General features: G+C 47.0%; 16 protein-coding genes. 5 read left to right on the top strand and 11 right to left on the bottom strand.

All coding sequences use genetic code 11. The features are described 5' to 3' along the window. Positions 1 to 40: 40 nt before the first annotated feature. The 4 genes from BRW63_RS17370 to BRW63_RS17355 form a co-directional block, all read right to left on the bottom strand. A complete protein-coding gene (locus BRW63_RS17370) occupies positions 41 to 1,381 on the bottom strand; it encodes a PAS domain-containing sensor histidine kinase (RefSeq protein WP_073073386.1) in 1,341 nt (446 codons plus the stop codon). A gap of 90 nt (positions 1,382 to 1,471) precedes the next feature. Beyond that, positions 1,472 to 2,260, bottom strand: a complete 789-nt coding sequence (locus BRW63_RS17365) for a response regulator transcription factor (RefSeq protein WP_073073385.1) — start codon at positions 2,258 to 2,260, stop codon at positions 1,472 to 1,474. 93 nt (positions 2,261 to 2,353) lie between these two features. Continuing rightward, complete coding sequence (locus BRW63_RS17360) at positions 2,354 to 3,340, bottom strand: AEC family transporter (RefSeq protein ID WP_073073352.1); 987 nt, start codon at positions 3,338 to 3,340, stop codon at positions 2,354 to 2,356. 115 nt (positions 3,341 to 3,455) lie between these two features. Beyond that, positions 3,456 to 5,648 (bottom strand): IMS domain-containing protein, encoded by a 2,193-nt coding sequence (locus tag BRW63_RS17355; RefSeq protein ID WP_073073350.1) that lies wholly within the window; start codon positions 5,646 to 5,648, stop codon positions 3,456 to 3,458. 454 nt (positions 5,649 to 6,102) lie between these two features. On the opposite strand from BRW63_RS17355, the gene pdhA reads away from it, so the two are divergent. After that, positions 6,103 to 7,134 (top strand): pyruvate dehydrogenase (acetyl-transferring) E1 component subunit alpha, encoded by a 1,032-nt coding sequence (pdhA, locus tag BRW63_RS17350; protein WP_073073349.1) that lies wholly within the window; start codon positions 6,103 to 6,105, stop codon positions 7,132 to 7,134. Between the two features lie 53 nt (positions 7,135 to 7,187). Here pdhA and BRW63_RS17345 read toward each other — a convergent pair whose 3' ends face one another. The 3 genes from BRW63_RS17345 to thrS form a co-directional block, all read right to left on the bottom strand. Beyond that, the gene (locus BRW63_RS17345) at positions 7,188 to 8,243 is read right to left on the bottom strand and encodes a DUF2927 domain-containing protein (protein ID WP_073073347.1); all 1,056 of its coding nucleotides are present in this window, start codon (positions 8,241 to 8,243) and stop codon (positions 7,188 to 7,190) included. Between the two features lie 227 nt (positions 8,244 to 8,470). Next, positions 8,471 to 9,367, bottom strand: a complete 897-nt coding sequence (gene menH, locus BRW63_RS17340) for a 2-succinyl-6-hydroxy-2,4-cyclohexadiene-1-carboxylate synthase (RefSeq protein ID WP_223257413.1) — start codon at positions 9,365 to 9,367, stop codon at positions 8,471 to 8,473. A gap of 31 nt (positions 9,368 to 9,398) precedes the next feature. Further along, complete coding sequence (thrS, locus tag BRW63_RS17335) at positions 9,399 to 11,216, bottom strand: threonine--tRNA ligase (RefSeq protein ID WP_073073345.1); 1,818 nt, start codon at positions 11,214 to 11,216, stop codon at positions 9,399 to 9,401. Positions 11,217 to 11,364: 148 nt separating this feature from the next. Between thrS and BRW63_RS17330 the strand changes: the two genes are divergently transcribed. From BRW63_RS17330 to BRW63_RS17315, 4 genes are all read left to right on the top strand, one after another. Beyond that, complete coding sequence (locus BRW63_RS17330) at positions 11,365 to 11,682, top strand: DUF2605 domain-containing protein (RefSeq protein ID WP_073073343.1); 318 nt, start codon at positions 11,365 to 11,367, stop codon at positions 11,680 to 11,682. A 204-nt stretch (positions 11,683 to 11,886) separates the two neighbouring features. Then, positions 11,887 to 12,195, top strand: coding sequence for a DUF2973 domain-containing protein (locus BRW63_RS17325; RefSeq protein ID WP_219898611.1), 309 nt, complete (start codon positions 11,887 to 11,889; stop codon positions 12,193 to 12,195). A gap of 116 nt (positions 12,196 to 12,311) precedes the next feature. Further along, positions 12,312 to 13,655 carry a YcjF family protein gene (locus BRW63_RS17320; RefSeq protein WP_073073342.1) on the top strand — a complete coding sequence of 448 codons (1,344 nt, stop codon included), beginning with the start codon at positions 12,312 to 12,314 and terminating at the stop codon, positions 13,653 to 13,655. A gap of 13 nt (positions 13,656 to 13,668) precedes the next feature. After that, a complete protein-coding gene (locus BRW63_RS17315; RefSeq protein WP_073073340.1) occupies positions 13,669 to 13,899 on the top strand; it encodes a DUF433 domain-containing protein in 231 nt (76 codons plus the stop codon). Between the two features lie 157 nt (positions 13,900 to 14,056). Here BRW63_RS17315 and BRW63_RS28365 read toward each other — a convergent pair whose 3' ends face one another. Genes BRW63_RS28365 through BRW63_RS17300 form a run of 4 tightly spaced genes read right to left on the bottom strand, consistent with a single transcriptional unit; the run spans position 14,057 to position 18,834 of the window. Further along, positions 14,057 to 14,230 carry a hypothetical protein gene (locus tag BRW63_RS28365; protein ID WP_181314415.1) on the bottom strand — a complete coding sequence of 58 codons (174 nt, stop codon included), beginning with the start codon at positions 14,228 to 14,230 and terminating at the stop codon, positions 14,057 to 14,059. Continuing rightward, a complete protein-coding gene (locus tag BRW63_RS17310; protein WP_073073339.1) occupies positions 14,215 to 14,619 on the bottom strand; it encodes a type II toxin-antitoxin system VapC family toxin in 405 nt (134 codons plus the stop codon). Before BRW63_RS17310 ends, BRW63_RS28365 begins: the two co-directional genes overlap by 16 nt. Continuing rightward, positions 14,619 to 14,861 (bottom strand): hypothetical protein, encoded by a 243-nt coding sequence (locus BRW63_RS17305; protein WP_073073337.1) that lies wholly within the window; start codon positions 14,859 to 14,861, stop codon positions 14,619 to 14,621. Before BRW63_RS17305 ends, BRW63_RS17310 begins: the two co-directional genes overlap by 1 nt. A gap of 22 nt (positions 14,862 to 14,883) precedes the next feature. Continuing rightward, a complete protein-coding gene (locus BRW63_RS17300) occupies positions 14,884 to 18,834 on the bottom strand; it encodes an NACHT domain-containing protein (protein ID WP_073073335.1) in 3,951 nt (1,316 codons plus the stop codon). Positions 18,835 to 18,945 lie beyond the last annotated feature (111 nt).

Below are 18,945 nucleotides of genomic sequence, written 5' to 3'. Positions count from 1 at the left end.
TTATTACACAATCACGTCCTCAGCACAATCTCCTACAGAATTAAGCTCTTTTGCTGAAATCCTCAACTTCAGAATAGGGTAATTGAATCTGTAACCAGGCTCCTCCAGTTTTGGGATCGTTACTTGCGCTAACTGAGCCTTGATGAGCTTCGACAATTTGCCGCGCGATCGCCAGCCCCAACCCACTGCCACTGCTTAACTGAATCGGCTTCGCACTGGCGAGATCTCGCTGGGGATCAGGGTGGCGCGATCGAGAAGGGTCAGCCCGGTAAAACCGCTCAAAAACATGAGGCAACGCTGTCTCTGGAAACCCCTGCCCTGCATCAATGATATCAATCTGAATGTGCTGAGAAGTTCTGCCTGATTTGGAGGATAAATGATTTTGAAGACCCACCCGGACTCGAATTAATGTTTTAAGAGGACTGTACTTGATCCCATTATCAAATAAGTTGAGTAACACTCGGTGCAATCGAGCTTCATCAGCCTCAATGAGCAGGTGTTGAGGGCCTTCATAGCTAAGGGTTAACTCCTTTTCACTTGCAAGCGGCTCTAGACTTAACCAGGCAGCGTGGATCAGCTTGACTAGATCGATCGGCTTCACGTTGAGCCGTTGAACTGGGTTGACCTCTAGTTGGCTGAGATCTAGTAATTCTTGAACCAATGTGCTTAATCGAATGGCTTCCGCAAGGAGGCGATCGACCCAGTTGCGAGTGGGTGGCTCTAACCGCGATTGCAGCGTTTCCGCTACGAGTCGAATGGAGGTGAGCGGGGTTTTTAGCTCGTGAGCGACATCCGATGCCCAGCGATCGCGCTGCTGCGCCAAAGTCAAAGCTTCTTGGCGGTTTTCTAAAAACACCCCCACGTTGTCATCTGCCAAAAGAAAGGCATAGCCCCGAAGCGGAGTTGTGCGCTGATCGGATAAGTTAGCCGCATCGACCGATGTTGGGTAGAACATCCACTCCCGTTGACAAGGCGTTTCAGATTCTCTCGCTTGCTCGATCAACAGATCTAGCTCATAAGAACGCACCAACTCTAGAAGCAATCGCGGCTGAAGCGGGTTGCAGTTGGGAATGCTCAATAGCTGGCAGGCTTGCGAGTTACACAATGTCAACTGGTTTTCTTCGTCTACCTGCAAATAGCCAACCGGAGCGCAGTTGACAATCTGTTTCCAGGTTTCTGACTGACGCTCTAGGTCTTGGTTAGCTTGCCGATAATTGGCGATCGCCATCATTAACTGAGACGAGATAGAAAACAGGGTTCCCCGATCGGCTACGTCTAGACTTTGAGTAATCTGCTTGAGTTGCAAACTTAGTCGGACTCGATAGCAGATGAGCGGCACCAGCCCAATGGCAATCCCCGCTAGAAACCATAGAAGTTTCACAGGCAAAAAAGAATGAAAAATAGAAGATCGGAAACTGGAAATGTGTGACGATCGCAATCTCTAATTTCGACCTTTCAATTTTCGCGCATTCTAGCCGAAGCGGTAGCCAAATCCCCTCACGGTGACTAAATATTCGGGGTTGCTGGGGTCAACTTCTAGTTTCTCCCGCAGCCATCGAATATGGACATCGACCGTTTTGCTATCACCGATAAAGTCGGGCCCCCAAATTTTTTCGAGTAGCTGATCGCGTGACCAAACGCGCTTTGTATGGCTGATGAATAGCTCTAGCAGCTTAAATTCTTTGGGTGAGAAGTTAACTTCTTCTCCACGTACGGTGACGCGGCACTCTTGAGAAAAGACGGTGATGTCTTGAAACTTTAAGGTGGGCGCTTGACCAGAGGTTTGAAACTGCTGATGCCGTCGCAGCAGTGCCCGACACCGGGCCACGAGTTCGCGCATCCCAAAGGGTTTGGTCAAATAGTCATCGGCACCGACTTCTAGTCCGACCACACGATCGGTTTCCGTCCCTTTAGCACTGAGCATGAGAATGGGAATGCTATTACCTTCTCGGCGCACCAAGCGACAGAGATCGAGGCCATTAATATAAGGAAGCATCAGATCTAAAATAATCAGATCGAGCTTGGTGGAATCTGGCGGGTTGGGGAACCTTGACGATGAGTGATTGCTTTTGCCAGTTGCATTTTGAATCAGTTCTAAAGCGCTGCGACCATCTGCCGCTGTCAGCACTTCATAGCCTTCTTCACTCAGGGTCAGCGCGATCGTGTCACGAATCAAGTCTTCATCTTCAACAATGAGCAGCCTACCCAATTTCATATTGGGTTGAGCGTTTTTAGATTCTGCCGTTAACGCGGTTGGCATATGGGTGCTGGATGCAAATTCTTTCCACCCAAATCGTAACATTAATCGGATCGCCAGTATGGATCGATACATTTTCTTTGTTTTTAGAGGTTGCTACCCTCCAAAGAGAGATAACCAGAGCGGGATCACTAGCAAAAGCCCGATCGTGCTTAAAGCAATGCTGCTGGAGGCAAGATCTCGATCGAGATTATATTCTTCTGACAAGATCAGGCTTGCAAAGGCGCTAGGCATTCCTGCCATTAAAACGAGTGATAAACGAGAATCACCAGAGAGTCCTAAAAGGGTGGTTCCCAATGCGACTAAACTTGGCAAAACCATGATTTTGAGCGTTACCGGAATCAGGGCAGTTCTCAGACTCCTCCAGCCTTGAAGCTGACTTAATCGCATTCCCATTAACAAAAAGGATGCGGGGATCACAAACAAAAGTGACGAGTCGATGGCTAATTCTGCCAGATCGGGGAAGGGAATAGACTGAGTAAGATAGCCGATCGTAAAGGCCCAAAGTGAAGGCACCAGCAGCACATCACGGAGCAGTAGCCACCAATGATTGGGTTGAGCTGACCGCCCATAATAACTGGCGATTAAGACCCCAATGCCATAAGTGCCGACGAGATTTTGAGTGACGCTAAAAAAAATCGCCCAACTCATATCGCCTGCATTCAGCAAGGCTGGAATGATCCCCAAGCCCACAAAGCCAGTGTTGCCGAGCATACTAGCAATCACAAAAGTGCCTTGCTGAGGGCGATCGAGCGGGGGAAGCCACGATCGTAACTGTTTTCCCTGATTCTCATGCTCTTGAAAGCCGTCTTGCTTCAGCCAAAAACTTAATGCTTGCAGCGCTGACCAAGCCAAAATTAAGCCAGTTCCCAGAGTTGCCAGCGTTACGGCAGGAGCCAGTCCCGCTTGATGAGAGAAGTCAGTTTGCCGTGCTAGAGCAAAGATTTGCCAGGGAACGCCGACCCAATATAAGCTGCGGCCCAGTAAGTGGGGAAGCGTTTGAGGCACAAATCGAAAAGATAGAATCCCTAGCCCCGTCCAGAAGATCAGAGGCGTATAGGCGTGGAGCAGAGTTTCGACCATGCCAAATTAATAATGGGAATTCCCCACAGATGCCCCCAGAAGCGTTCCTTTTAGATTCTAAATTTTCTTTAATCATTCCACCACAAAAAATGTAATGAAATGGTTAACGCTAACCTTATAGAACTTGCCAATCTTTAATACGCCACTGATTATCTTGCAGCACTAGCGAATAGCGCACTTGCAGGTTGTCGGTTTTGGTGTCTGCGAGTTGTTCACCTTCATAGTATTTAGTCACTTCAGCGATCGTCGCGTTAGCAGTGGCTTGACCAGGATTCGTTGGGCTAACCTCAACTGTATCCACTTTTACAGTGTGTTCATATTGTTTGTACCAGTTTTCTCGCTTTGCTTCTTCAGCATTTTTGCGCCACTCAGCGAGTTTGGGTTCGGCTAAAACTTGAGTCAGTTTCTCAACGGTGTGAGTTTGCCCCATTGCGTCTTTCTTTGCGTCTAACCAAAACTCTAAAACTCGTTGCGCCGTCGCTTGATTCATTTCGCCAGAGAGCGGTGATGCGGCTGTCTGAGTCGGAATCGGGATCACAGGTTGGTCAAGCTGCACCAATAGCTGATCGTCAGTAGATTTAGAGGTGAGAAACTTCACCGATCGAAACAACAAAAAGCCCAGTGCCCCAACCGCAAAGATCCCGAACAAGAGCAGAGGGAGAGGAAGCCCTTTACGACGCTTGGTTTTTGCAGGCTGACCCTCACCGCGACGCGGCGGCAGATCGTCTGCGTCAGGGACGCGATAGCCGTTGTCGAGATTTCCGCGTTGGCGATCGCCGCTCGATCGAGGGCGTTGATCAGAAGAATTTAAGCCCCCTTCGGGTGAGAGATTGGCAATCTGCTCGGCGTTGGGCAGGGTTGCAATGCCAGAGGCGGCTGACAGAGTAGCAGTGGCATTGCGAGACCGATCCACGTCCATCTCGTGAACTTGAGCAGAGCGAATGGGTCGCCCGCTAGAAGTTGCGATTTCAGCAGGTTGAGCCGCGATCGTTTGAGAAACGGCTCCGCGTCGATTCCATTGCTGTTGAGCCGTCCACTCGGCTGACTCAGATTCGGCGGGCAACTCTTCGAGATATTCTTGAACTTGCACGTTGGCAAAGTAGTCTTTGAGGGAGACGTGCTGTTTTGACAGGTCACGGAAGTGCGGGAAAACTTCATCTTGAAGCCAACGTTCGGCATAGAGACACAGCCCTGGCAATAAATCGGGTGCCCCTTGAGAATTCTCCCGAATAAACACAAGAGGTTCATATTCTTGACTGAGGTCTAACGCTCGACTCGCTTCTTCGGTTTGCCCTAATAGCAGCGCACAGACTGACTGTTCTAAATGCACATCTTGCCGACTGCCCAAGCGCATCAGCATCAGTTTTGCTCGACGAATCAGCGCGGGTTGCTGCTCTGCAAAGCCTCGTGCCATCAGTGCGTAAACTGCAAGATAGGTGGCAACCGCCGACGGGCGACGCGCTTCTTCTTCAAATAAGGTCTGCTGTTCTTCGGCAGTTAGATAGCCGCGCAACTGTTGAATGAATCGCAAAAAGTCATCAATGCTTAACCCAGACTGGTCATTTTCTGTGCCGTCGATGCCGCCTCGCTCGCGCAGCATATCTCGCAGCAGCCGCAAACCGTTGCGGCGCTCGATCGAGTCTTGATCAGGCAATGCGAGGAGTTCTAAAATTCGATAGGGGCGCAGCTTGTAGAGGTCTGACTGAATCTCACCCCGAACACTAGAAAATAATCCTTCTCTCAGCAAAAGCTCTTGTCCCGTTTCTAATGCTTCAGCCGCGTTTTCATATTGTGCTTGCTGCCACTGTTCGCGACCTAGCTCAAGACAAGACAGCGCCACCGTCAAGACAATATCAGATAAAACAATTCTGGGGTCGCCAAAGCGTCCATCTTTTAAGTTGGCGTTGCCGCTACTGAGATAAGGGCGACCTAATCTTAGAACTAGTTCATATTCGCCTAGCTCTTGCAAGACCAGTAGCGCCCCGATCAATTGTTTGTCTTGAATCTCAATGCTGGGCGATCGAGCATCCGGGTGGGCGATCTCATCAGTCTGCGCCAGGTCTGGCTGACTGTGATCGACCTCATAAGGGCTGGCTAGAAAGCTGGCATCATAGTTTTGACGTTGCTCTGGTTTTGACAGCACTGAATAGGCTTCATCAAGCAACTGACGACGCGCCGCGATCGCCGCTTCAGAATACTCACGGCGAGGGAGTTGCAGGGCGCGATCGCGATGCGCCTGCTTTAGCTGGTCGGCAGTAGCCTGGATGGGTAGACCCAGAATCCGATAATAATCGAGCGAAATACGCACGGTTGACTTCCCCAGCAGTGAGCAATAATTAAGTGACGAGAACCCGGACAATAATCAGTTGAATGTCATCATACCCCGTAGATGCAAAGTCGGCAGCCTACTCAAGAAAAACTCAGAGATTAAGTATTCTTGGCAACAATCGTTTCTCAACCCTCGTAGAAGCACTATCAGCTTAGTGAAAAAGTAGATTCTTGAGTTTTGTAAGCCTCTGTGATCAGGTTTGACCCTTTATAATTTGATCTGTGACCCATCAGAACGGTATTTTAAACTAAATTATTATTGCTGAACTCTGTGATGCGCTCGATCGTGAAGTGATTTTTAGCATTTGATGAAGAGCGCTTGAGTAGAGAGTCTGTCTTGCACTAATGCCGAAGAACGTTTGCTTCGCGATCATAAATTATCAGGTTCGGATCATTGTCCAGTTTGGGTATTGCAGCAAGGAATCTAAAAGCGCATGGTACAGGAAAGAACGTTTCCGACAATTCAATCAACTTCTGCCCAAGTCACCCAATCAGAAGGGCTGATCCTTTATAGAGATATGATCTTAGGGCGCTTTTTTGAAGACAAGTGCGCTGAGATGTATTATCGAGGCAAAATGTTTGGCTTCGTTCACCTCTATAACGGGCAAGAAGCCGTTTCGACCGGGGTGATTCAAGCAATGCGCCCCGGTCAAGACTATGTTTGCAGCACCTACCGCGATCACGTTCATGCGCTCAGTGCTGGCGTTCCTGCCCGCAACGTGATGGCAGAGTTGTTTGGCAAAGCGACGGGTTGCAGCAAAGGGCGCGGCGGCTCGATGCACTTGTTTTCAGCAGAACATAAATTACTAGGTGGTTTTGCTTTTATTGGGGAAGGCATTCCCGTCGCGTTGGGTGCGGCGTTTCAGTCAAAATATCGTCGTGAAGCCTTGGGCGATGAAAGCTTTGATCAAGTGACGGCTGCATTCTTTGGCGATGGCACTACTAACAACGGTCAATTCTTTGAGTGCTTGAATATGGCGGCACTCTGGAAACTGCCGATTCTCTTTGTCGTCGAGAATAATAAATGGGCGATCGGCATGGCTCATGAACGTGCCACCTCTCAGCAAGAAATCTATAAAAAAGCCAGTGTGTTTGGGCTACCAGGATATGAGGTGGACGGCATGGATGTGCTGGCAGTGAGAGCGATCGCTCAAGAAGCCGTAGCGCGTGCCCGTGCGGGAGAAGGCCCGACACTGATTGAGTGTTTGACTTATCGCTTTAGAGGTCACTCGTTGGCAGACCCCGATGAGCTGCGATCGAAAGACGAAAAAGAGGCGTGGTTGGCTCGTGATCCGATCAAGAAGTTTGCGGCTTACTTGCTAGAGCAAAATCTGGCAGACCAACAAACGCTAAAGGATATTGAGAAAGAAATTCAGGCTGAGATTGATGAGGCGGTTGAGTTTGCGCTAGACAGTCCTGAACCCGATCCAAGCGAGTTGTATAAGTACATTTTTGCTGAGGATTAAGCTTAGTTAGAAAGGCGAAAGGGGAGTGTCTGCTCCCCTTATTCAGAGGCAAACTATCTCTGTTGAGCTTGACGCGTGTTTAGCACATTCATTACCTGAGCTTGAGTCATGCCTGAAGAGATTTTGGGATCATAAAGCATTCGGATTAGCGATCGGTCAATCTCCGAATATTGCGTGACATCTGTCCACGGCTGATAAAACACGCTTTCGGCATATTTGAATGAGTCTTGCATCAGACCCAATGATTGGGTGAGTTCTTCTCGAATCAGGTGCGATCGCTCTTTTTGAGTGACTTTTGTAGTTGTAATTAAAACGTTAGCGTTATAAATTCGGTTGTTTGCGTCCCACCGCGTCCAAAAATATCCATAATTGCCGGGTTGATAGTTTGGTTCTAGCTGACTAAATTGCGATTCGGGTGCAAAATGAATCGTGATATTGGGGTTGCGAACACCTCCGGTGCAGCAAGGCTGTTCGACCAATTGCAAGTGAATTCCACCATTGGTCAACTCATTGACTTCGCTAATCACAGAATTCAGCGTCTTCAAATCTTCAGTCGTGGGCGACCCAAGATATTGAATTCTCACGTCTCCTTGCCATTTGCGAATCTTAGAGGCGCTGCCCGACTGAGAAAACTCAGCCCCTAGTGCAATTTCTAGAAAATAATTGATCTGTTTTGACGTGAACTCTCCACTCGAAGGTCGGACAGGGCGAGTTTCAGGAATAACCGCGATCGCAGGTGAAGGTTGCTTTAAGACGGCTGGGCTTTTCACACTTGGCGACGGAGCGCTGGCGATCGGACTGACTAAATCGCCTCTCACCCAACCCTTAGCACCAAAATGATCAAACGTTACATAATACCAGGTGTAGCCATCAGAGGCTTGGGTTTGTTTGAGAATGTCTACCCGATCGCCCGCATAGCCAGAATAGGCAATGCCTGACTGCGTGGAAGGGTTAAGCCGCACGTTGATCTGGCTAGTGGCAAGATTCGCGGTCAGCATTGCCGGACGGGCCCAAGTGGGCAAAATTACAGCCAGTGAAATGCTAGTCGCGAGAAGAACTCTGGTAAGGGGATAGCGCATCGCAGCACGGGCGAAGGGTTTCAACTGCATGATTTTGGCTTCCAGCGTTTAGGGGTTATAGATGGACGGCTAGGCTAACTCAACCAGCATCGCGGTAGTCTTCTCCAGAGAACTGTACTTTTTACTTGGAGTTCCCCGGTTTTATGCATAAAGCTTGCCGACTTTGAATATAGTGCAATTGTACTATATCGTATCGCGTCTAGTGCTGGCTTTCTTAGTACCTAGTAGTTTTAATACATTAGTGCCTAGATTGATAGCTATTCGCTAAGGGCGATCGCCAATCGGGACATTTCACCAAAATCCTGCAAGAAGTTGCGAACGCAATTGGCAAAAATTTGAGGATCTTCAACGTGAATATTGTGCCCCGTATTGGGAATAACTTTGAGTTGAGCGACTTTACAATCATTCACCATCTCTTGATTGATTGTGATGAACTTACGATCGCGTTCTCCCACCAACAGCAATAGCGGATTTCGATGAATCTTTAGCCGATTCCACAAGCTCGGCTGTTCACCTGTGCCTAGATGACGCAGCGATTTTGCAAGCTCTGATGGTCGATTTTGCAAGCGTTGCTGGACAATTTGCTCAAACTTTGGATGCTGCTGAAACGATCGAAATAACGGCTGCTCATACCAATCAGCTAAAAACGCTGAAAAATCGGATTCTAAGCGATCGGCAAGCTTTGCATCGTGTTGTTTTCGTGCCAAGCGCTCCGATTCAGTTTTCAGTCCGGGAGATGCAGACTCCAACACTGCTTTTAGAAAACGATCGGGAAACTGCAACGCTAAGTACAACGCCAATCGGCCGCCCATTGAATAACCAATTAAATGGCATTGAGAAATATTCAGACGATCGAGAAGATTGACGATTAATTTTGCCGTGTTTGGCATCGTGTAATCTTCTTCATTAACCTGAGTTTTGCCGTGACCTGGCAAGTCTATGCTCAAGCAGCAGAACTGATCTAAAAGTAGCGGCACGATCGCGTCAAAGTCGTCACAACTGCCCAAAAATCCGTGCAAAAACAACACAATAGGTTGACTTCGATCGCCTTGAATTGTGAAATGAATCTGATTGGATAACGATCGTGAGAGGGTACGGCAGTGCCATGCCCCTACCCAATCTGTGTTCTCATGCGGATCTGTTGCGTCAATCAAATCGGTATTAATTTAGGCTAGAAATCTTAGGCTAGAAATCGGTGTAGTTTGCGATCGCGCCCTTCACCCGTTCTAGCACTTCAGAGACGGGCAACGAACCCAACTCACCTGACGCACGAGTCCGAATGCTCAAGGCATTGGCTTCGACCTCTTTGGCACCAACCACCGCCATGACAGGGATTTTTTCTTTCTCAGCATTGCGGATCATTTTGCCCAAACGATCGCCACTCAAATCAACCTCAGCCCGAATGCCAAGAGCTTTCATCTGATCAACAGCTTGCTGGGCGAAGGGCATAAACTCTTCGCTTACAGGCAGCAACCGAGCTTGAATCGGAGCTAACCACAAGGGGAAATCTCCCGCATATTCTTCGATCAGAATGCCGATTAGACGCTCTAACGAACCAAACGGCGCACGGTGAATCATCACGGGACGTTTGCGAGTGCCGTCTTCAGCGACATATTCCAGATCAAACCGTTCGGGTAGGTTGTAATCAACCTGGACAGTGCCGAGTTGCCACTCTCGATCGAGCGCATCGCTAAAAATAAAGTCTAGTTTGGGTCCGTAAAACGCCGCTTCACCGATGCCCTCAAAGTAGTTCATTCCTAGCGTCTCGACCGCCCGACGAATCGCACCTTGTGCTTTTTCCCAAGCTTCATCAGAGCCAATGTATTTATCAGATGTTGGATCGCGGAAGCTCAACCTCGCCTTAAAGTTCTTGAGTTGCAGACTCTTGAAAACTGACAGAATCAAGTCCACCACGTTGAGAAACTCTGAATCGAGCTGTTCGGGCGTGACAAATAGGTGAGAATCATCCACCGTGAAGCCGCGCACTCTGGTCAAGCCACCCAATTCACCCGATTGCTCGTAGCGATAAACTGTGCCAAACTCCGCCAGTCGCATCGGGAGTTCTCGATACGATCGCAACTCACTCTTATAAATCTGAATGTGAAACGGGCAGTTCATCGGCTTCATCACAAAACCTTGTTCTGCGGCGCGAGATTCGTCATCGTCTGCCATCAGCGGGAACATATCTTCTTGATATTTCTGCCAGTGCCCAGAGGTTTTAAACAGATCAACTCTGGCAATGTGGGGCGTAACGACAGGCAGATAGCCGCGCTTAGTTTGTTCTTGTTTCAGGAAATCTTCGAGGGTCGATCGCAGCACCGTTCCTTTCGGAGTCCACATCGGCAAACCGGGCCCGACGAGATCCGAGAAGATAAACAGTCCGAGTTCTTTACCCAGTTTGCGGTGGTCGCGCTTGAGAGCCTCTTCTTTGCGGCGCTTATATTCTGTCAACTGTTCAGGCGTTTCCCAGGCAGTGCCGTATATCCGTTGAAGCTGGGCTTTAGTTTCGTCTCCGCGCCAATAGGACCCAGCGACGCTTTCAAGGTCGATCGCGTCTGCCTTCAATTCAGCAGTGTTTTCCAAATGCGGCCCCGCACACAAGTCCCACCACTGATCGCTCACATGGTAGATCGTGATCGGCTCCTGCAAGCCTTCTAAAATTTCTAGTTTGTAGGGTTCGTTGGCTGCTCTAATCCGGCGTTCGGCTTCTTCGCGACTGACTTCTTCGCGAGTCACAGGCAATTTGCGGTTGATGATCTTGATCATCTCCTTTTTGATTGCCTTCAAGTCTTTTTCGGTAAACGGCTCAGGGCTATCAAAATCGTAGTAAAAGCCATTTTCGATCCAGGGCCCGATCGTCACTTGCGCCTTCGGAAACAATTTCTGCACCGCCATTGCCATGACGTGAGAAGCCGTATGGCGAATTTTTTTTAACGCATCGGATTCGCTGGTGCGAGGCAAATAGATTTTTTCGGGCTGATTAGAAGATTGTTCGGCAGGCATGAGTCGTGCTGGATGATAACTCTATCCATCTTACCGATCCGATCGCGATGAATGTTGCAGAGAGACAATTTCCGAGTAAGATGAGAAAACATTGCGAAATGTAAACAGTTTTAGAGAATCCTGACAATTTCCAAGATGTTTTTGACCTATGTTTAACTCTAATTTGCCAGAGTCAGATTTATTAAAGACTGTTTTAGAGCCTTTGTTAGAAGACTTTCAATATTGGTTTGGGCGATCGCGCACCCTTTTTGAATCTGAAACGATTCCCTTTCTCAAAGACGAGCAGCAAGCAGACATTCTCATGCGGGTAACCCAAGCTCAGAAAGAAGTTAGCACCACACAAACCCTCCTAAAATTGACTGGCGGACAGGTGGGTGTTGAGACTTCTATGCTCATGACCTGGCATCAATTAGTCACAGAATGCTGGCAGGTGAGAATGCGACTGCGCTCAGACAAGTCCGTCTAAAAAGAGATGTGACAAGAACGAGAAATCTGAGAGACTATGAGCGATGATTAGATATAAAGATTAATTTTTAAAGGGTTTGCATAAAACTTTAGGACTGACGATGAGGTTTGCCGCAAAAATATTTGAGAAGACAGGGTTGCCTCAACGTCAATGCAGCTTTGATTTTTACCCATTTAAGTCGGCGTGGTTCAGTAGAGAGGCGCTATGATATTGCATTTGATTTACATTTTGGCTTTCACCCTGCTCGCTTTTTTGGCGATCGGAAATCTGATTCGCAACCTGTTGACGCTAGGGGCTGACTCGCAGCGACACTATGCGCCGAGAAGCTATGATCCCTCTCGCCCCATGTCTTCTCGCACACGGGTGCCTCACCCTGAGTTGCTAGACGACAACGGCAAGCTGATCAACGAGCCGCTTTTAGTCATGCGCTCAATGACCGTAGAAGACGCTCGTGAGCAGCTAGACGCGCTCTATCGGTCGTCTCCGGGTGGCGAACCTCGCGAAGAGGCTTAGAAAGCGTCGATCGTGAGCGGAAAACTCGTTCAATGGGTTCGGTTCCCTTGTCTATCAACAGAGAGCAAGATGCGATAAGTTTGAGAAGTCGCTTTTTGCGGAACTTCTAGACGATCATGACTGAGCAACCCGAAGACAAAAATCAATCTTCTAGCACGCTTCAAAAGGCTGATGAGTCTCCTCAGTCGGAAATTGCTCAAAATTGGTTTGACAAAGCGCGGGACTTTTTGGGGAATGTCCCCTCAACTTTGAGTCAGGCAATCCCAGTGCAGCAGGTTGCACAGACGGTTACCGGATGGTTTAGCGTTGACGAAGCTGAGATTGCTGAGATTCTCAAAAAAATCAGGGCAGAGTTGCCGACGACCGAAGCGCTTTTGATTGGCAAACCCCAAGCGGGTAAGAGTTCGATCGTGCGCGGTTTAACAGGCGTTTCGACTGAAATCATTGGGCAAGGGTTTCGACCTCACACTCAATACACACAACGTTATAGCTATCCGACTGATGATTTGCCACTGTTGGTTTTTACAGACACCGTAGGTCTGGGAGACGGAACCCAGGAAACTAACGAGGTGATTCAGGAGTTAGTTGAAGAGATTGAAGGCAAGGCAGCAAAAGGACGAGGGGAAACACGGGCGAAAATCTTAATTTTGACGGTGAAAATTAATGACTTTGCCACCGATACTCTAAGACAAATTGCGAGTCAGATCCGACAGCAGCATCCTGAAGTGCCTTGTCTATTGGCGGTAACGTGTCTGCACGAGCTTTACCCTGCGGATGTGATGAATCACCCTAACTATCCGCCTGACTATGAAGACGTGAATCGAGCATTTGCAGAATTGCAGCGTGGATTTGAGGGATTGTTCGATCGCGCTGTCCTCATCGACTTCACGCTAGAAGAAGATGAATTTACGCCAATGTTTTACGGCTTAGAAGCGCTGGCTGATTCGCTAGCAGACTTGCTGCCCGAAGCAGAAGCCCGGACGATATCGCAGTTATTGAGCGATCGAGAAGCCGGAAAACAAATTAGCAATCTTTACCGAGAAGCGGGGCGACGCTACATTTTGCCCTTCTCAGTTATGGCGGGTGCTTTGGCTGCGGTGCCGTTACCTTTGGCGACGATGCCCGTTCTCACGGCGCTACAAGCCTCAATGGTGGGACTGTTGGGACAAATTTATGGACAAGTCCTCAGTCCGTCTCAGGCGGGGGGATTGGTGAGCGCGATCGCCGGGGGATTTGTGGCTCAAGCGATCGGGCGTGAGTTAATCAAATTTATTCCTGGTTTTGGCAGTGTGATTGCGGCATCTTGGGCAACGACTTACACCTGGGCATTAGGGGAAACGGCGTGTGTTTATTTTGGAGATTTGTTGGGCGGAAATACGCCCGATCCAAAGCGAATTCAGTCAGTGATGCGAGAATCGTTTGAGGCGGCAAAAGAACGATTCAAAACCGCGAAGAAGTAAATATCTTATTGCTATGAGCTATCGAAATATTATTACGATCGAACCGGGAAAACGGGGTGGGAAGCCTTGTATTAGGCGAATGCGAATTACTGTGTATGACGTGTTGGGCTGGCTGGCGGCAGGAATGTCTCATGCAGAAATTTTAGATGACTTTCCAGAGTTGACAGAGGAAGACATTAGAGCGTGTTTAGAATTTGTTGCCGATCGAGAACGTCGTCTGATTGCGGTGGTGGGTGGTTCTTAAGCGACACCGTAATCTGTGTATGGTCGCCTGTTCACTTAATTCTAAAGTCAGAATTTGGCTCACGAGGGTTTAACAGATGCAGGTACAGCTTTGATTGTAACCTCACTCGAATAGGCAACCCTTGCAGAGCTACCCTCATTATCAGTACGAACCCTGACTATTGCTTGCTGCTAATCGATCGATTCTTCGTGCCGCCCCAACACAAAAAAGAAGTTAACTGACGATCGTACTCACCGAACGCAGTTAACCCGTTGCCTTGAGCGTACTTTTTGGTGTAGTGCTGTTGTTGATCTGGGGTTTGAATCACCCAATCTTCTAAGGCTGTCGCCAATTCTCAGTCTGTAGACCAAGAACTCGATCAAACTCTCGTTGGTTTGCCGTGATCATGAGCAAGCTATGTTGAAGTGCAGTAGCCGCAATCAAGACATCGTAAGCACCAATCGGCTGTCCTTGAGATTTAAGAGCAGCACGAATCTGAGCCGCTTGTTCAGCTTCTACAGATCTGAAGGGGAGAATTGTGACAGAAGATAGAAAACTGGCGATCGTCGGCTCGACTTTCTGGGCACGTTGCGGATTGAGTACCAAGCCATAGCGCAACTCCATGACCGTAATTACAGAAACGGCAATATCAACAGGTGGAGTTTGCTTGAGTCTAGCTTTAGTGCCAGTTTCACCCTTGATGAAATCGCTGATGACGCAAGTATCGAGTAGATATCGCATCAGAATAGCTCCGGTTCACTGGGCGGAAGGAGTTCGTTGCGGTAAGAGTCAAGTGCAGGGAAATCAGGGATTCCTTCATAGGACAAGATAGCCTCCGACCATTGAGAAGTGGAAACAGATGGCGTTTGAATGATCCGACGCAGGGCTTGCAGAATTAAGGTTTGAAGTGGAACATCAGATTGCGCCGCTTGACGGATCAGGTCTTGTTCCAAATCTGGCGGTAGGTCGATCGTGATTTGCATAACTATAAACTCTTTAGCTGGTTTATCTCTCTAGCTTCTGCTCAACACGAGGGGATGTATCTCGGTTAAACAAAAATTTCTTGATTTCGTCATTAAATACTCCACTAGCGACTATAGAGATTAGTGCGACTGTGACAGTTGTGGTTATCGAAAGCCAAAATTTCCAGTCGAATCCTTTCTCAGCATTAGAAGGATATATTTTATTTTCGATATTGTTGCTACCTGTAGTGACGGCTCCATTTACCTTGGAACCTGTAATATGAATGCTTTGATCAACTTTAGGTTCATCTGCCATTTTTTGTGTCCTCAGATCTATTTTGTCAAGCTGATTGTACAACTCCGAGTTAGAAGGCTTTTGACTAGCCACAAGCTGAAGAATTTCTTCTGGTGTTGGAGGTTGCCAAGTTTTACGCCGCATACTCGTTTGAGCATCAAGTAACGTTTTTCTGAGCCAAGCGATGTCCGGTAATTCCTGTATAAGGCGTTGAATCTCAGCACATGCCTGAAGTGTCCCTCGTTCTTTTAGTTGTGACAAAACGCTGTCTCTCAGCCTCGCCATACCATCTCTAGCCGTCACATCATGGACACCGCCATCATTACTGTAGTCTGAATCTTCATCGTAAGGATATTGATGAACTAGCCAAGCGTACAAGTCAGCCAGTTGTGTTTCAGTCAGATTTAGCTGAATCCCATATGAGTGATGGTAGGCAGCCAGTTCGAGAACTTCACGACCAAACGATGAATCTTTCTGAATTAATGCCCAAATGAATGACCAGCTAGATGGATCTGGATTTTCAATAAGCACTTTAGCGGCAATCAGGGTCTTTTCACGTTCATCCTCAGCTAATGGTAGTGGAAAAGAAATTAGGGACTTCGTGAAGTTTCTAGCTTCAGTCAATCCTTGCTTAAGCAGCTTTTCGAGTAGCTGTCCAATACATTTAGGTTTAAGTACAGGATCTTTAGCCTTTGCTAATAAAGCTGACTTTAATCGTTCATCCCAGCACTGCTCAAAGCGATCGATCACAAATAGATAGTCATGCTCCCGATTCTCTTTGTCAATGAGAACTATTAGGGTCTTGATGGATTCTTCAGCAGCATTCAGATAGGCAATCTTGACTAGCTCTAAATAAGAGGCTTCATATTGGCTACTACTAGGGGTAGCAATAATAATAGGTGCCCACTTTTTCCATATCTCAGACGAGAAATACTTTATAGAGTCTGGAGTCTCTTTCAAAATTAACTGTAAAGCTCTGCAACCTGCTAAGGCTGGTCGATCGAAAGTGTTTGTTCCTATCCATTTATAATCTATATCATCTTTTTGTTGAACGTACTTATTTGCACACTCAAGAATTCTTATTCGAGTAGGTTTGCTTGCATCTTGCCATCCAGGAAGGTTAGTTAGATCTAATTCAAACTCATTACTATAGTGTTTACTGTCAAGCTTCAGAGTCATTTCCATATTAAGATGCCACCAAGCAGATAAATCTCCAGACTCTAACTTTTCTAAAAGTAGTAGCACTCTTTCTTTAGGGGATGGCTCTAGCGAGGGAGGGTTTTGTCTGCGATCTTGCATTTCTTGCTTTCTGAAGTGATCAGTTCTCAGTTCCCCAGCTTGAGTTGAATCGAGTTCGATTGGCTCAAAATAAGAGACAAAGGCTTCTTGCAAAACTTTGTTGCTTTGAGTGGCTATGAGGATTGCATCTATCTGCTTTGCATCTTGACGATTAAAGCTCCACTCTACCAGTTGAGTCCAAATTTTCTGATCCTTTTCACAATTGGAATTCTGAAGTTTTTCAAGCATCCAAAAAACGTCTTCTGAAACTAAAACATTTTCAGTCAAGGAACTTAATAGAAAAGGTAGACCTTCTTTTGTTTCTAAACTAGTTAAAACTGCTTGCTCAATTAGGGTGCGTCGTTTTTTGCTGTCGTTCAAAAGCGATGATTCAAATTCTCGCTGTAGCTTGTCATCAGCAGCGATGATGCTCTGATACTCCCTCCACTGCACTAGAGCTACTTTAGTAAAGCTCTCTGCTACTCCAGGCAAGTCAAAGCTTTCCCATGCTTTTAGAAGAATGGCATCTCCAAGTCTTCCAAATGGGTGCCCGAAGCATCTAACACCTTGCAAAGCAAGCCATTTGAGGGCAGCTACTAAATCGTATGGTTGGAGATGTGGAACCAGTTCATAGTAAAGAAACATCTGATATCCTCCTAAAAAATTTCCCTTCTTAGGCGGAGTCAGAGCTTGAAACAATTCTTCTGCTGTCAGATGATCTGACCAAAGTGCCTGAAGAGCATATCCCTTAAGTCGATCGTCTTCATCTTCTAAAAGTTGCCCGACAGCTAGAGGCTTTAGCTTTAACCTTGTATCTACATCGCCAACAGAGCAAATAGCTTTTGCTGCACGAACTCTTAAATGAATCGATTGTGATGAATCAAGAGCAAGATTTGCTAATTCTTCCTGAAGCTCAGAGATTTCGCAGACTTCAGCGATGTCGATCGCTAGATCTCGCGCATCAATCTGCCTACCGGAATCACAGACATAAGGACGCAATTGATCAGCCAATCCGGGATGCTTGAGCTTCTCATAGTTACGATAGTTATTTCTATCTCGATCAAATAATTTTTCCTCTTCGTACTGTGTCAATAAGTTATCCACAATTGATGATCTGACATTTGCATCAGTCGGCACATCACTTTGCAAAAGAACATCTGGATCAGTTTTGATGATTTCCTGAAAAACATCCAGTCTCGTGTTGGACAGCCATGCGGCAGTTTCATGAAGTTGAGGGATTAGCTTATGATCTAAATCTTCAGATGAAAAGATTAATTTTATTACTTGCTTTAGAGATATTTTGTGCTGTGCAAGATACCAGGCAGCCAAAAACTCAGCGTAGGTTTGGTGTGCCCATCCCATTCGATGCCGTCCACGGGACGAAAATAAACCAGTATCTAAAACTTCCTGAATTGTTTCTCTGGTAATCCCAAATTCCTTTCCACTAGCATTTTCATAACCATGATGCAACGCTTGAAGAAGTACATCTTCAGTGGGCACATCTCCTTGATCAACTTCAGTCCATACAGCAAATCGATTGGCAAAGATTGTGATAGCCGCAATTCGAGCCGCAACAATTAGACGTTGGTCACTATCGAGGTTGCCTATTTGGCTTGAACTTCGACGACTCAGGCTAACTTCCTCGCAGAGAAGTTTGCATCCCTCAAGATAGAGTTCATGAAGTTTCTGATTAGAAGGGAATTGACCATCGTGACGACGGTAAGTATTCAGTAGAAATTCCAGAGTGATTGGTTTTATTGCTAGGGGTACAACATCCTTTTGTCCAACTTCCTTTAGAAAATCATCAGTTGAAAATCTCTCAGCTTTCGCAGCTTCAATAACGTCTACACGACGAAGCGGAGCTAGTTCATAAATTTCAACCTGATTTTCTTGCCAAAGCTTTTTCAATCCTTCTTCTAGGATTTCCGGAAATACAAATGTCCGACACGTTAGGCGAAGGTGAAGACGATTAATATGATTCCGATACTTCTGTTTCTTAAGCTCATCAATTAAACCTGTCGATAGAGTTGGGATACTCAAAAGTCCCTCATCCAGGCTATCCAGAAATAAATAGAGGTGATAAGTATTCCCTAACCAATCAATAAAAGTTTCATCCTTGAATAGATCATTTTTTAGATTCGTACAGGATCGGAGATTAAGTTCTAAGACTTGGCTAGTATCGCAAACCTTATTTTCTGTAAAGATTTTTAGGCTTTCTAATTCCTGAGACTTTCCGATACCTGGCTCCCCTAATAAAACCAGGCATGGAACATCAGCAATCGCCTCTGATGTCACTAGATCCGGATTATATGCCTTGCCCCATTCTGCGTCTGGATCGTACAAATAGCCACCATCAGCCAGGTTAATACTACCTGACCGAGGGCACCAGAACCGTTTCCAGTCATATTTCTGCTTCGACATTTTGAATAGCTATGAGGGCAAGACTTTTTTCAAGGATAACTTCATTCAAAACTCTTGTTACTGCTTGATTAAATGCCAGCTTCGATTTCAAAGACTGACAGATCTCACTCG

The organism is Phormidesmis priestleyi ULC007 (assembly GCF_001895925.1).
In the GTDB taxonomy this organism is placed as follows: Bacteria; Cyanobacteriota; Cyanobacteriia; order Leptolyngbyales; family Leptolyngbyaceae; genus Phormidesmis_A; species Phormidesmis_A priestleyi_A.
Note: the sequence above shows the minus strand (reverse complement) of the source record. Positions and strands in the feature narration are given on the sequence as shown.